The sequence below is a fragment of the Candidatus Magnetobacterium casense genome (assembly GCF_019173545.1).
Classification (GTDB): domain Bacteria; phylum Nitrospirota; class Thermodesulfovibrionia; order Thermodesulfovibrionales; family Magnetobacteriaceae; genus Magnetobacterium; species Magnetobacterium cryptolimnobacter.
Genome location: NZ_JABXWD010000043.1, coordinates 1 through 14450, shown reverse-complemented (window position 1 = coordinate 14450; position 14450 = coordinate 1). Strand labels below are relative to the sequence as shown.

The following is a 14450-nucleotide window of genomic DNA, read 5'->3' as shown; positions in this document are numbered from 1 at the left end:
AACATCCCTCCCGGGGTCCTGACCACGGATGCCTACGAAATCATCAACGACCCCGAAATAGACGTGGTCGTCGAGCTGGTGGGTGGCTTTAAACCCGCAAAGACCTTCATCCTCGACGCCATCAAACAAGGCAAACACGTCGTAACCGCAAACAAGGCCCTCCTTGCACAGGAGGGACATGAGATATTTGCAGAGGCCCTCAAACACAACAAAACCGTCGGCTTTGAGGCCGCCGTTGCCGGAGGTATCCCCATAATCAAGGTGCTCAGGGAAGGTCTTGCCGCCAACAACATCTCCGCCATCTATGGGATCATCAACGGGACCTCCAACTACATCCTGACAAAGATGACCAGGGAAGGGATCAGCTTTGAGGACGCACTCAAAGAGGCTCAGGCGCTGGGCTATGCCGAGGCCAATCCCTCCTTCGACATAGAGGGCATCGATACGGCACACAAACTGACCCTGCTGTCATGCCTCGCCTACGGGATCGAACTGTCCTACGACAAGGTGTACAAGGAAGGCATCACGGCCATCACACCACTCGATATACAGTTTGCAACGGAACTGGGATACAAGATCAAGCTCCTGGCAATCACCAAGAACATCGACGGCGAAGTAGAACTCAGGGTGCATCCAACAATGATCCCACAAGACTACCTTATCTCACAGGTAGACGACGTCCTCAACGCCGTCTACGTCATCGGCGACGCCGTGGGCGAAACCATGTACTACGGCAGAGGGGCCGGGGATATGCCAACAGGCAGTGCCGTCGTCAGCGACATCATCGATATCGCCAAGGGATATAGCCACACCCTCGGACAAGACAACTCCTCCTCCCTGAAGATTAAAGACATCCGGGACGTGTACTCGATGTACTACTTCAGATTCACGGCCTTGGATAAGCCCGGCGTACTGTCAAAGATATCAGGCGTCCTTGGCGACCATGACATAAGCATCTCTGCGGTGATACAGAAGGAGAGAAGGGCAGGAGAGGCCATCCCGCTTGTTGTGCTGACCCACAAGGCACGCGAAAGAGACGTCCTCGATGCCGTTGCCAAGATAGACATATTACCAGTTGTCGCCGATACCACAAAATTTATACGAGTGGAGGGCAAGGAATAATCATGGAAGATATTATCCCCAACAAGAGAATAGATATACGGGGGCTGCATTGTCCCTACACGTTTGTGAAGTCCAAGCTGGCCATCGAAACAATGAATGTGGGAGAGGTGCTTGAGATCGTCCTTGACTATCAGGAGGCTTCGGTGAGTATCCCCAAGTCGATGCAGGACCACGGACATAAGGTCCTGAAGGTTGACAAGGTCAATGACAAGGACTGGATACTGTTAATCAGAAAGGAAAGGGAGTAGGTCAGGGCACTATGGATTTCACGGAAGATCAGGTATTGCGTTATAGCCGGCATATAATTCTGCCGGAGATCGGAGGCAAGGGGCAGGCGAAGATCGCCGCAGCAAAGGTGTTTCTGGTTGGAGCCGGCGGACTGGGTTCTCCGGTGGGGTATTTCTTAACGGCGGCGGGCGTGGGCAGGATTGCCATCATAGACGACGACCACGTCGAATTAAGCAACCTCCAGCGTCAGATCGCACACAGCACCAAGACCCTCGGTATGCCCAAGGTGCAGTCTGCAAAGGAAACCTTCAACGCCCTCAACCCCGAAGTCGAAATCGTAGCCCTCAAACAGCGTCTGACCAGGGATAACATCCTCGAACTCATCAAGGACTACGATATCGTAGTTGACGGCAGCGACAACTTCCCCACACGCTACCTCGTAAACGATGCCTGCGTCATGGCGGGCAAGCCGTTGGTTAGTGGGGCGATTCTGCGTTTTGAGGGACAGGTGACAACGATATTGCCAAAACAGGGGCACTGCTACAGGTGTTTGTTTGAGGATATGCCACCACCGGGACTGGTGCCATCGTGTCAGGAAGCTGGAGTGTTGGGCGTCTTGCCGGGGATCGTCGGCGGGTTGCAGGCAATGGAGGTACTCAAGCTGATCATCGACAAGGGCGATGTCCTTAAAAATACACTACTGATAATCGACGCCCTCAAGACGACCTTCAGAAAGGTCAAGGTTCCCAAGAACCCAAAGTGTCCGGTGTGTGGCGAAAACCCCACGATCACCGAACTACAAGACTACAACGTCGTATATTGCAGCGTTTAATACTTGCAACACTAAAGGGAGAATATCACATGAGAAGGTTTGGGAGTGTGTTTGTTGTGATGTGTGTGCTGTCACTTGCGATTGTGCTGGAATCGTGGGCGGACTGCATCAATCCAAAGGGGGATGAGGAAGTGAGGTTGTGCATAAGTAACGATCTCGTAGATTCAGACAAGAGAATCAACCAGGTGTACCAGGAGCTGATGAAGTTGCTGGATACCGGTGCACAAGAGAGCCTTCGCAAACAGCAGCGTGCTTGGTTAAAGACCCGTGATGCGCAATGTAAGCTGGACTCCAAGGAGAGTGATCGTCAGAAGTGGTTGCAGAAGATCATGGCCGACCGTCAGAAGACGTTGTGTGTTGTGCGTTTTACAAACAAGCGAGTCAATGAGCTTGAGGCCTACAAGGCCGATGTCAAGTCCATGCCGCCGCCCTCCGACGCCTACGAAGCCTCCGCCAACAAAGCGGATTACTACGATATAGTGTCAAAGAAGTCCCACAACAAGGGCAAGTGGTACTTTGAGGTCAAGTACAACCGTGCACGGATTGCCAAAAAAGAAGGTAATGTCGTGCTAAATATCACGGCGAGATCACCGGAACTCTATACCGGTTTCACAGTATACATCCGCCGCAAGGAGGTCTATGATGACTCCTATGCCAATGTTGGCATTGGCGTTGACCTCGATAACGGAAAGGTATATGTCAGGGAAAATGGCAAGTGGATTGCAACCCCGGGCAGTGCGCAGGGTATGGATATAAAGCTCGGAAGAGAGTATATTGGCAAGATTGACTCAAGCGCTGAACTTAACGAACTGGTTGAGGACAAAAGCATTGTAGTGAACTTTGGTACGGCGCAATTTGACTATTCCATGCCGGATGGTTATCTTCCGTTTGTGTCAAAGTAAGCCCTCCATGCCCCGTGTGATTGTGGGGATAATCCTCCGGGGGGTGGTGTTTGTGCTGTTGTTGTTATCGTATGCCGGGGCGGATTGCGGCGACGGCACATTTGTTGTGGCCATCGACGTGGGACACAGCAAGAAATCCCCGGGGGCCACAAGTGCACGGGGACAGAGCGAGTACGACTTCAACAAGGCGGTGGCAACCCTCCTGCTTAAGGAACTCAGGGACGCCGGTATAACGGGGGCGTTTATGATCGACGCCAACGGCATTTCGCTGAAAGAACGGGTACTGGTTGCAAACTCAAAGAAGTCCGACCTGTTTGTCTCTATTCACCATGACTCTGTGCAACCCGTATATCTGTCTACGTGGGAACACAACGGCAAGACGTACCGCTACAGTGATATGTTCAAGGGGTTTTCGATCTTCTACTCCGGGCGCAACGCCTCCCCCACAGAGAGTCTGGCATTTGCGGACATCCTTGGTGGGGCATTGCTGGAGGCCGGTTTACGACCCACCTTGCATCACGCAGAGAATATCCCCGGAGAAAATCGTGAGCTTGTCGATCAGGCAAAGGGCATATACAGGTTTGATGACCTGGTGGTGCTTGCCAATACGCAGATGCCGGCGGTCTTGCTGGAGTGCGGCGTGATCGTCAACAGGGAGGAAGAACTGTTGTTAAAATCCACATACATGGAGCTGATAGTCTCCGCCCTGGTCAGGTCCATTGTCAACTGGTGCGTAAGAAGGCCATGAGTTGCTTCGTCTGAAGAATGCAGGGGGGGTCCCCTACTGAATATATACGATGTCTAATTCTATTATGAAGGCGACTCCGTCTTGCGTATTTCTGCATGAGATATGACCTCCCATGTTTTTTTCTATTATCGTCTTAGCCATATATAAACCAATGTCTGTTCCTTTAGCATCGCCTTTTGTTGTATAGCACGTTTCGATTGGATACGATACAAAAAGAGGGAGGGTACACTCACAGATGAATATTTTGGCTTTAATCACTATGTTTAATGATTTTCTATATGATTATAAAGATGATGTGTGTTTCTGCCAAGTTTTTTTGCTTGATACATGGCAATGTCTGCTTTTTTTATAAGTGTATCAATATCACAGCCATCATTTGGATATAGGCATATACCTATGCTGACCCCAATAGAGCATTGATTGCCATTTAGGATATATGGTTCAGATATGGTGTTAATAATCTTTCGAGCTACAGATAACACAGAATCTTTATCAACAACACAATTAAGTATTATAGTAAATTCATCTCCCCCAAGGCGAGCTACTGTATCAGACTCACGGACACAGTTTTTAAGTCTCTTTGCAGCCTCCCTAAGTAGGCTGTCTCCAGTGTCATGCCCAAAATTGTCATTTACTTCCTTAAAAAAGTCCAAATCTAATAGCATCAAGGCAAATGTTTTTTTCTGTCGTTTAGTTAAAGCCATTACATGAGCCATGCGATCGTAGAAAGAAATCCTGTTGGGCAGTCCAGTAAGAACGTCATAATTAGCCTTGAATTCCAAGGTCATTTCTGCCAGCTTTCGTTCGGTGATATCACGGGTAGATTCTATGATAGCATATATATTATTATCAGCATCTCTAAGGGGAGAGGCCAATATCTCTATAAATCTCATCTCGCCATCCTTTTGGTAGTGTTCATGCACGACCTTCACGGAACGGCCTGTTTCACGCACTATGCTTAATGGACAGGGATGGCTTGTATCATCACAGGGTTTATCACAGCAGTGGGAAACCTTATAGCATAGAAGCGTCTCCATATCATTGACATATACAGGATATTTCTCCCGCACAACCCTGTTTACCAGGATGACATTATAATTCAAATCTATGACAATAATAGGGTCATCTACGCCATCGATTACGTCATTAAGAAAATCCCTGGTGTTTTTGATCTCATCGTTTCGCTTTTGCAGCTCTATAGACGATTTGATTGATTGATATAATAGCTCTGGTGTTAATTTTGATTTTTGGAGATAGTCCAAAGCCCCTTCTTTCATCGCATTTACAGCCTTATCTTGATCTTCCATGCCGGTTAGGAAGATAACCGGTGCTTTTAAGCCCCTTTGTCTTGCAGTACGCATAAGGCTTATGCCATCACCTTCGGGCAATCTGAAGCCGAACAGGCAGATGTCATGGCTATTGTTTTCAATAAGAGATAAGGCTTCTTTAAAGGAACTGGCGGTTTCTAAGGAAAAATCATTGCTGATCTTGTTCAACATTTTTTTATCAGATATATGTCACCTTTATCATCGTCAACGATTAATATCTTCATTAATAATTATTCTAACACATATCTTATATATGTGTCAAGTCAGATATTTAGCCGGAGTCCATGGGGTTTTTCTGATGCCTCAAGTTATAGTTGTTTACCTTAATAGTATAGCTATATGGTATAATTATTAACGTAGCTCCGGCCGTGTGGTGAAAATCCCACGCTCATAGCGTTACTTGACTACAACGCTGCATGCTGGAGTGCGGTGTAGTCGTCAACATGGAGGCAGAGCTGTTGTTAAAGTCCACACACAGGACAATGATAGTCTCAGCCCTGGTCAGGTCCATTGTCAACTGGTGCGTAAGAAGGCCATAAGTTGCCCTCCCCAGCTTTTTTTTATTATAGTATTTGTTATAATATATGTCAGCATAGAGCTAATTTGCAATGTTGCTGGGGGACAAACAACAGGTGCTGTTGGAATGCCCTTAGGGAAAATGAGTCTTAACTATATAGTTAATATTAACAACTAAGGAGAAATGAGGTTAAAATGAACCAGGATAAGATACCATTGGGTCTGACCTTTGATGATGTGCTGTTGGTGCCGGGCAGGTCTGAAGTTGTGCCATCCACGGTGAACGTGGAGACTTTTATAACGCGTGATATACAGCTAAATATTCCCATCGTAAGTGCTGCAATGGACACGGTGACGGAGTCGCGTCTTGCCATAGCGGTAGCCAGGGAGGGTGGCATCGGCATAATACACAAGGCAATGTCCATAGAGAAGCAGGCATCGGAGGTGAATAAGGTAAAGAAGTCCGAAAGTGGTATGATAGTTGACCCCGTGACGATTTCCCCGGAGAGCCATGTCAGGGATGCCCTTGCGTTGATGGAGAAGTTCAGGATATCGGGAGTGCCGGTTACAGAAAATTATAAGTTGATAGGTATCCTTACAAACAGGGACCTGCGATTTGAGACCAATGTCAACAAGCAGGTAAGTGAGGTCATGACAAGCGAGAGGCTTGTAACAGCCCCCGAGGGTACTGACCTCGATAGCGCCAAGGAGCTGCTGCACCGCTACAGGATAGAAAAGCTGCCTATAGTGGACTCGGAGTTCAGACTCAAGGGCCTGATAACCATCAAGGACATAGAAAAGAAGAGGAAATACCCCTGTGCGTGCAAGGACAAGTTCGGCAGGCTGAGGGTTGGAGCGGCGGTGGGCACGGGCAAGGAGACCTATGACAGGATCGATAGGCTCATAGAAAACGGAGTAGACCTTGTTGTAATAGACACTGCGCATGGCCACTCAAGCGCCGTGATAGAGACGCTGAAGGGGATAAAGAAGCGTTACAGCATATCGGTCATAGCGGGCAACATTGCCACAAAGGAGGCCGCCATTGACCTGATCGAAGCCGGAGCAGATGGCATCAAGGTGGGAGTGGGGCCGGGTTCAATCTGTACAACGCGCATAGTGGCCGGCGTTGGAGTGCCCCAGATAACGGCCATATCGCAGACATACCAGGTGGCCAGGGAGCACGATGTACCAATCATAGCCGATGGCGGGATAAAGTACTCCGGCGATGTCACAAAGGCCCTGGCAGCCGGTGCACATGTCGTAATGATCGGCAATCTGTTTGCCGGTACGGAGGAGTCCCCCGGGGAGACGGTACTGTATCAGGGCAGGAGTTACAAGGTCTACAGGGGGATGGGTTCGCTTGGCGCTATGGCTGATGCCCAGGGCGCACGGGACAGGTACATGCAGGGAGATGTCGCAGAGACTACCAAGCTGGTCCCCGAGGGCGTTGAGGGACGAGTGCCATACAGAGGGTCGCTGGCCGAAACGGTCTTTCAACTGGTTGGTGGGTTAAGGTCGGGCATGGGATACTGCGGATGTGCAAACCTACAGCAATTGCGTGAAAATGCCAGACTCATACAGATTACCAACGCAGGTCTCAGGGAAAGCCATGTCCATGACGTAATTATCACAAAGGAATCACCCAATTACAGAACCGAATAGGCCGGTACACGTTTCAGTCACAAATAAAGAAGTCCCGGTGCGGGGGAGATCAAGGAGGGGCAAAACACACCGCCCTCTTTGGGCTGCTGAAGTTGCCTGTTGCTTTACTTTAGGATTTACGGGTAGAATAAAGAATGCAGTTTGTAGACGTACGAAACGATATAGCGTTTAAGAAGATATTTGGCAACGAAAACAAGAAGGAGATACTAATGTCCTTTTTGAATTCGTTGCTGGACATCAGCGGAGACAGAGAGATAGATGATTTAACGATATTGAATCCCTGGCAAGCCCCGGAGATACCGACCTTAAAACATACCATGCTGGATATACGGGCAATAGACAAGAGGAACGTAACGTTTATAGTTGAGATACAGGTTCAAAGTATCCTCTTTAACTTGACAATGTCACATTACAAATTCGTATCTTCTTTAAATTTCATGGTAACTATACTTTTACGCATCTTGGATTCCTGGTCAAGCCAGGAATGACACACTTGGAAAACGCCTGTAACTGTCATTCCTGCGAAAGCAGGAATCCATGACCCCATAATTCTTAACTCCAAATATGTACCTACTTCACCACAGAAATATTTACATTAACAAAAATTATCTTGACCTTCAGGTAATCGTTGGCATATAATGCTTATTAACGGCAAGCAGCTTGGCAAATTATACGGTTAAGGAGATAGACTCTTATGAGAAAGGGCGTAACACTGTCAGCAAAGCTCTATGGCATAGTAGGGATAGTTATATTCTTGCTATTGATAATTGGTATTACATCTTTTTTGGGCCTCAGATATGTAGTGGGGCGTTTCGTGTATAACATCGAAGTGGATGCCGCTCAGATGGAGGCATCAATGGAGGCCAGGGTGCTGCTTGGAAATGCAGTTCAAAGTTACAAGAACTACCTGCTAAGGAAAGATAGTAAGTACATAGCCTCATTTCGAGAGAGTGTCTCTGAGATAAAAAAGCAAATAGATGCTTTTGAGAAACTGGCCGATGACGAAAGGGAGAAATCCGAAGTAGCCGCCGTAAAAGAGCATTTCGCAAGATACGAAAATGCCATTGACGAACTTGTAAAGGCTAGGGAAACAAGTGATGATGTCATTGCCATAGACAAACAGATAAAGGGGGTAGACAGGCCCCTTGCGGAGGCTTTGAAGCGTCTGGACGAAACTGCAATGAAAAATTTAAAGGAAAAAAAAACGTATACACTATCGATAGCCTCTAAGATAGAGGTTCTGATCGTAGTGGCGCTTATTGTGGCAGTGCTCTTGGGAATTATACTCAGCACAACACTTGTCCGTAACATAATGAAGAAGGTTCTAAGTTTAAAGGAAGCGGCAGACAGGGCATCAAGGGGGGATTTAACGGTGGATGTCCCAATAATGAGCGACGACGAAATAGGGGAGCTGGCAACTTCGTTTAACACCATGATTGTTAGTTTAAGGCAGATCGTGGGGCAGTTGTTGTCTGCAACAGACATGCTTACGGAGGGGTCTGCGGAGTTGAACACGGCAGTTGGGCAGATAGTAGGCATGGTTGACGAAGAAAAAGGCAAGTCCGGACAGATCGCCACCGCTTCAGCACAGATGTCGCAGACGGTTACAGACATAGCCAGGAGCGCCTCTGAGATGGCATTATCGGCTGCGAATACCTTAAAGGTGGCCGATGATGGCTCTACGGTTGTAGGCAAAACGGTAAGAGAGGTTCAGGAGATATCAAAGACGGTATCGTTATTGTCCGAGGTAATAACCTCGTTGGGGAATCGTTCAAAGCAGATCGGTGAGATCATAAACGTGATAAAGGGCATAGCGGATCAGACCAACCTTCTGGCGCTGAATGCGGCCATAGAGGCTGCCAGGGCAGGAGAGCAGGGCAGGGGGTTTGCGGTGGTGGCCGATGAGGTGCGCAAGCTGGCCGAAAGAACATCAACGTCAACAACGGAGATCAGCAGTATGATCAGCACCATCCAGGGTGAGACGGAAAAGGCCGTGAGATCAATGCAGGATGGCACCAGGAGGGTGGACTCAGGCGTGGAACTTGCCAAAGAGGCAGGCACCTCCCTTGATAAGATAGTCCAGAGCGTCAGAGGTCTCCAGTCGATGGTACATCATATAGCCTCGGCAACCGAGGAAATGTCAACGGTGTCGGAAACCATATCTGTTGACATTGAGTCCATAGCGAGTGTAGCCGGTGATACATCCGCAAGTTCACATCAGATATCACAAGCCGCCGGCGGACTCTCAAAGCTCTCATCAGACCTTCATGCAATCATCGGGCGGTTTGATATCGGTGATAAGGCGAAAGGCAAAGGAAAACGATTGATAGGCTGACCATTGTATAAAGGTGCCACGTGTAAGGCAGTACCGCAATTAACCGTGGGGGGCGGGATTTTAGCCACTTTTATATTTTCGTAATATGGCATTGTTGCTGTGCGTGAGCAACGTGACCACGTTTGAATGGAGTGCTACCTATTTATGAAAGACCCCAAAAAACCTCCAACGTAAGGTACAAACTGAGGGTTTCACCCTTAAGGACTTTTTTCTGTATTGGAGGATGTGACCTTGATTACAGTCTTTACGTTACCCCGTGGATTGAAGTCCCCTATGACGCATAGGTAGCGGGGGTTGAGCTTTTTGTATAGCTCGTCGTAGATGACGTTGGCTGTCTGCTCGTGGGATATGGCCTTATTACGGAAGGAGTTTAGGTAGAGTTTGAGGGACTTGAGTTCGACGATGTGGGCATCGGGGATGTAGGTAATCTTGATCGTAGCGAAGTCCGGATAACCCGAACGTGGGCACAGACACGTAAACTCCGGAAACTCTATGTTGATTTCGTAGTCTTTTTCGGTAGCCGGATTCCCCCACAGTTCCAATTGGGCGTTTTCTATGTTTTTCTCACCGTACTGCAATAAATTCCTCCATAATGGGGATTTAAAAGTTCCTGGTCAGGTCTATACCCGAGTACAGGTGTGCTACCTGGTTGGCGTATCCGTTAAACATCATGGTGTCTCGCTTTGTGAATTCTCCCAGGCGACGTTCCTTTGCCTGACTCCATCTGGGATGACTGACGTGCGGGTTGACGTTTGCGTAGAACCCGTACTCATTGGGACTGGTGACGTTCCATGTTGTCAGGGGCTGTCGTTGGATAAATCTTAGTCTGACGATGGACTTAACACTCTTAAAGCCATACTTCCACGGGACAATAAGCCGCAGAGGCGCCCCGTTCTGGTTTGGCAACAGTTCGCCATACATTCCAACGACCATCAACGTTAAGGGGTGCAGGGCCTCATCCAATCGCAGACCCTCCACGTATGGCCAGGCAAGGACGTTTGTCTTTTGTCCCGGCATTTGCTTTGTGTCATGCAGTGTGACAAACTCCACGTACCTGGCGTCCGACTGCGGCCGGCAATGTTTGACAAGCTCGGCCAGCGGAAACCCCAACCACGGCACTACCATCGACCATCCCTCCACGCATCGAAACCGATATATGCGCTCCTCCAACGGAAAAAGCCTCAACAGGTCGTCGATGTCATAGACCCTGGGATTGTTGATAAGCCCCTCGACGCTGACAGTCCAGGGACGAACCCTGAGATTTTTGGCCAGGTCAATGATGTCCGTCTTGCCCATGGAGAACTCGTAGAAGTTATTGTAGTTGGCCACGACATCAAAGCTGGTCTGTCCCTCGCTTGTCGAAAGGTCTGAGTTTCTGGCATAGCTCAGGTCGGATTTGGTGGACAATGCAGCCGTTGCCGCAGATGCTATAAACTCCCGGCGGTTCAGATACAAGGCTTTGTCCGTTATTTCGGAACTTTTCATGTCGTCATGCTCTTTTGCCATCTGCCAATACTTACTCTATTTTAACAAGAAAGTCCATACAAAAGTAAATGCTCCCCAAACTAATATTTTATAGCAGAATTCGATTGGGTTAAATACAAAATACGTGGCATTTTTACGGGGTCAAGGGGTCAGCGACCCCCGGCATAAAGGGGGGACTGGTCCCCTTGCGGGGGGTTCTGAAGGGGCCAGGAGCGTCCTGGAGCGACAAAGAAGCGGAGCCGCCCCTTTCTTTTCTTGTATCGCAAGCAATCGAAACGCGCTATATTAGTAATAGTTCACCTGGTAACTTGTGGGATGTGTCTATAATTTTTGTACTCTGAACTGCTGCCGGAACTCATGAATGCTTGATCATTTATGCGACAATGTTGTAGTATAGGACAGTTTTATTATTATGGCACAGGAGACACTAGCAAATGATAGCAAATAGATTTCATAATCTCATAACCAGAAATATAATCTCCGAGATTGATTTAAAGGAGGCCCTGGTAAAGGCACGTGAATCAAAGACAGACGTCGAAACAATATTGATGACAAAGTATAATGTGCACAAGAAGGATATCCTTGAATCGTTTTCGCAGTTTTACAGATGCAGCGTGATAGAGTACAGTGATAGGATTGATGTTCCGCTGGAGCTGCTCAGGGGGATCAACCTCGGTGTTCTCAAGAAGAACTATTGGGTACCTGTGTCGCACACGGACAACAGGGCGGTGTTTGCCGTCAGCGGCCTGCATGATATGACGGTCAAGGAGATAAAGCGCATGATCAAGGCCCCGCAGTACGAGTTCCTGATAGCAATGAAGGATGATATCCTAAAGTTCATACAATCCATCGAGGGCGAAGGTGCCTTTGGTATACATGCAGACAAGCACGGTGAAGCGGGTGCCAGGGATGACGACAAATCAACCTCTGATACCGCTACCACGGAAGAGGGTTTTGTCGTGCGCTTTGTCAATCAGGTCATAGTCACGGCTCATGAAAAGGGGGCTTCCAGGGTTTTTATAGAGCCAAACAAGTCAAGAGGCACTATCGATGTTCGATACATTGGGGAAGGTAAGTTCATAGAGCATCGCTCGGAGATTCCATACGCATACCATAAGGCCGTCATTAACAGGTTTAAGATAATGGCCGTGATAAATATCGCCCAATCAAATCTGCCACAGGAGGGGAAGATAAAATTCCTGTACAAGGGCGTGCCAATACTGCTCTTTTTGCACATCCTGCCGACAATCAACGGAGAATCCGCTGTCATCAGGATAGCCAATCCCCTGAGAAAGATGATGCTTGAGGACATCGGTCTGCATGTCGCAAGCGTCAATCGCCTCAAGGGGGTTTTGGAGAAGCGATACGGGATGTTTCTGGTGGTCGGGCCAAGGGCCTCCGGTAAAACGACGGCGCTTCACGCACTTGTCAGTCATCTCAACGTGCATGACCTGCTGATATGTGCGGCGGAGTTTCCCGTAGAGATATCCCACCAGCGCGTGCATCAGATAGAAGTCAGACCAAGTACGGAATTTGATATTGGGGCAGCAACAAACACTATCCTGAGCGTCGAGCCGGACGTTGTGATGGTTGGTGAGCTCAACAGTGCAGACATTGCCGCCAAGCTCCTGGGCGCCGTCATCAAGGGACGCCTCGTACTTAGCTCCATATACGGCACAACCACAACAGGGGCCATCGAGGCTCTCATTGAAATGGGCCTGGATACCTACAGCCTTGCCAATGGCTTATTGGGTGTGCTCGCCCTGAACCTCGTGCCATCTCTGTGCTCATTCTGCAAGGAGCAATATCATCCCGACAACGTAGAGTTCGAATATCTGGTGCAGGAGTACGGACACGAAACATTTAACGACCTCAATATCCAGTACAACGACAAACTCGTCCTGTATCGCGAAACCGGATGCGATAAGTGCAACAACACCGGATATAGCGGAAAGACTGCCATCTTCGAACTCCTCATTGCCTCCGAAAACACCAGAAAGCTGATCCTGAAAAAATCCGCCCCAGACGTAATCAGGCAACAGGCAATAAAAGACGGAATGCAAACCCTATACCAGGACGGTATCTCAAAGGTCTTCGCCGGAACTATTGAGCTAAATCAACTGATCAGAACCCTGCACTAAAAACTCACCACCAATAACCGGTAACATCACTTGATTATACAGGCGACATGCAATCTGCCATCTGTGCCAAACTTCCATGCGTATAACTCAATATATATACCTTCCCCACTCTTATTGACTGCCTCAAGTTGCACTGCCTTGCCAACAATGCCGTCATCACTGCCACTGCCCTGACCTGATTGCCTCAGACGTGCAAAGACATCCGTGTAGCTTTGATAATGCTGCTGCGGGGATATTAACCTGTGGAGTTCTTTGCCGATTACCTCTGCCTGCGTATAGCCAAACATTGCCTCTGCCGCGTTGTTCCAAAAGGATACAACCCCGTCGATGTCCATTACAACGACAACGTCAGGGGCAGAGAGGCATAGTGTCTTAAACAGTCCTTCGCCATCTTTCAGGTACGCTATGAGCTGTTGCTCTGTCTGCTGCCGTCTGGTGATCTCTGACTGAAGAAGCTCCCTGGTTTTGGTCAGCTCAATGGTCTGTTTGCCGATGTTTTCTTCTATTTGCTTGCGGCATTCTTCCAGGTAACGTTCGTTATGAATCTTTCGGCACGCCCTGTACAACACGGAAATCAACTTGCTTGGTTCCAGGGGCTTTAGTATGAAATAATTGATGCCAATGGCAATCAACTCCAACAGGTACTGGTAGTCATTGTATGCGGTGGTGACTATTACCAGTTGTTCGCTATTGATCTCACGGATACGCTTTGTCATCTTGATCCCGTTCATCACAGGCATGTAGATATCCGCTATGACTATATCAAACGTACCATGCATGTAGGCCTCGACACCTTCCTTGCCGTTTGAGACGCTGATAACATTATCAAAGTACCGCGATAGTATCTTGGACGTTGCATTTCTGACGACATCGTCATCCTCAACGTATAGGATTGATATACCGGTTGAGTATTCCTTCAGTTGATCTGCGCTCTGCATAGAGTTTAGTATAACCTCATTTGATAAAAAAAGTCCATTGGTTAAAATGTTTCTTGCTGTGATAAAAAAATTATTGCTGTAAAAAATCCTGTGATGGTATGCTGGGTAGCACTCCAGTCCGGCGTGGTCATATTGATTAAGCACAACAACAACGCCATACTACGAAGATATAAAAGTGGCTTAAATCCTGGCATCCACGGTTTATTGTGGTGC

At 48.2% G+C, this 14450-nt stretch carries 14 protein-coding genes; 10 read left to right on the top strand and 4 right to left on the bottom strand.

The features are described 5' to 3' along the window. The 5 genes from HWQ67_RS04000 to HWQ67_RS03980 form a co-directional block, all read left to right on the top strand. On the top strand, positions 1-1122 hold a 1122-nt coding region (locus HWQ67_RS04000), incomplete at its 5' end, for a homoserine dehydrogenase (RefSeq protein WP_218251352.1). Between the two features lie 2 nt (positions 1123-1124). Continuing rightward, on the top strand, positions 1125-1370 hold the full coding sequence (locus tag HWQ67_RS03995) for a sulfurtransferase TusA family protein (protein ID WP_218251351.1): 246 nt from the start codon (positions 1125-1127) through the stop codon (positions 1368-1370). 11 nt (positions 1371-1381) lie between these two features. Next, a complete protein-coding gene (gene moeB, locus HWQ67_RS03990; protein ID WP_218251350.1) occupies positions 1382-2182 on the top strand; it encodes a molybdopterin-synthase adenylyltransferase MoeB in 801 nt (266 codons plus the stop codon). Between the two features lie 29 nt (positions 2183-2211). After that, positions 2212-3084, top strand: a complete 873-nt coding sequence (locus tag HWQ67_RS03985) for a lysozyme inhibitor LprI family protein (protein ID WP_218251349.1) — start codon at positions 2212-2214, stop codon at positions 3082-3084. A 7-nt stretch (positions 3085-3091) separates the two neighbouring features. Beyond that, positions 3092-3832, top strand: a complete 741-nt coding sequence (locus tag HWQ67_RS03980; RefSeq protein ID WP_218251348.1) for an N-acetylmuramoyl-L-alanine amidase family protein — start codon at positions 3092-3094, stop codon at positions 3830-3832. Positions 3833-4095: 263 nt separating this feature from the next. Here HWQ67_RS03980 and HWQ67_RS03975 read toward each other — a convergent pair whose 3' ends face one another. After that, positions 4096-5331, bottom strand: coding sequence for a diguanylate cyclase (locus tag HWQ67_RS03975; protein ID WP_218251347.1), 1236 nt, complete (start codon positions 5329-5331; stop codon positions 4096-4098). Positions 5332-5576: 245 nt separating this feature from the next. On the opposite strand from HWQ67_RS03975, the gene HWQ67_RS19795 reads away from it, so the two are divergent. The 4 genes from HWQ67_RS19795 to HWQ67_RS19790 all read left to right on the top strand — a co-directional run bounded on the left by HWQ67_RS19795 (position 5577) and on the right by HWQ67_RS19790 (position 9673). Continuing rightward, positions 5577-5699: a hypothetical protein gene (locus HWQ67_RS19795; RefSeq protein ID WP_255317105.1), complete on the top strand. Its 123-nt coding sequence runs from the start codon at positions 5577-5579 to the stop codon at positions 5697-5699. A gap of 172 nt (positions 5700-5871) precedes the next feature. Next, positions 5872-7338: an IMP dehydrogenase gene (gene guaB / locus HWQ67_RS03970; RefSeq protein WP_218251346.1), complete on the top strand. Its 1467-nt coding sequence runs from the start codon at positions 5872-5874 to the stop codon at positions 7336-7338. Positions 7339-7472: 134 nt separating this feature from the next. After that, on the top strand, positions 7473-7826 hold the full coding sequence (locus HWQ67_RS03965; protein ID WP_218251345.1) for a PD-(D/E)XK nuclease family transposase: 354 nt from the start codon (positions 7473-7475) through the stop codon (positions 7824-7826). 206 nt (positions 7827-8032) lie between these two features. Further along, on the top strand, positions 8033-9673 hold the full coding sequence (locus HWQ67_RS19790; RefSeq protein ID WP_255317104.1) for a methyl-accepting chemotaxis protein: 1641 nt from the start codon (positions 8033-8035) through the stop codon (positions 9671-9673). A gap of 197 nt (positions 9674-9870) precedes the next feature. Here the strand turns inward: HWQ67_RS19790 and queF are convergent, their stop codons facing one another. Continuing rightward, on the bottom strand, positions 9871-10251 hold the full coding sequence (queF, locus tag HWQ67_RS03955) for a preQ(1) synthase (RefSeq protein WP_218251344.1): 381 nt from the start codon (positions 10249-10251) through the stop codon (positions 9871-9873). Positions 10252-10273: 22 nt separating this feature from the next. Then, positions 10274-11179, bottom strand: coding sequence for a protein-methionine-sulfoxide reductase catalytic subunit MsrP (gene msrP, locus HWQ67_RS03950; protein WP_218251343.1), 906 nt, complete (start codon positions 11177-11179; stop codon positions 10274-10276). Between the two features lie 413 nt (positions 11180-11592). Between msrP and HWQ67_RS03945 the strand changes: the two genes are divergently transcribed. Next, on the top strand, positions 11593-13299 hold the full coding sequence (locus tag HWQ67_RS03945) for a GspE/PulE family protein (protein WP_218251342.1): 1707 nt from the start codon (positions 11593-11595) through the stop codon (positions 13297-13299). A 26-nt stretch (positions 13300-13325) separates the two neighbouring features. Here the strand turns inward: HWQ67_RS03945 and HWQ67_RS03940 are convergent, their stop codons facing one another. Continuing rightward, a complete protein-coding gene (locus HWQ67_RS03940; protein ID WP_218251341.1) occupies positions 13326-14237 on the bottom strand; it encodes a response regulator in 912 nt (303 codons plus the stop codon). Between the last annotated feature and the right edge of the window lie 213 nt (positions 14238-14450).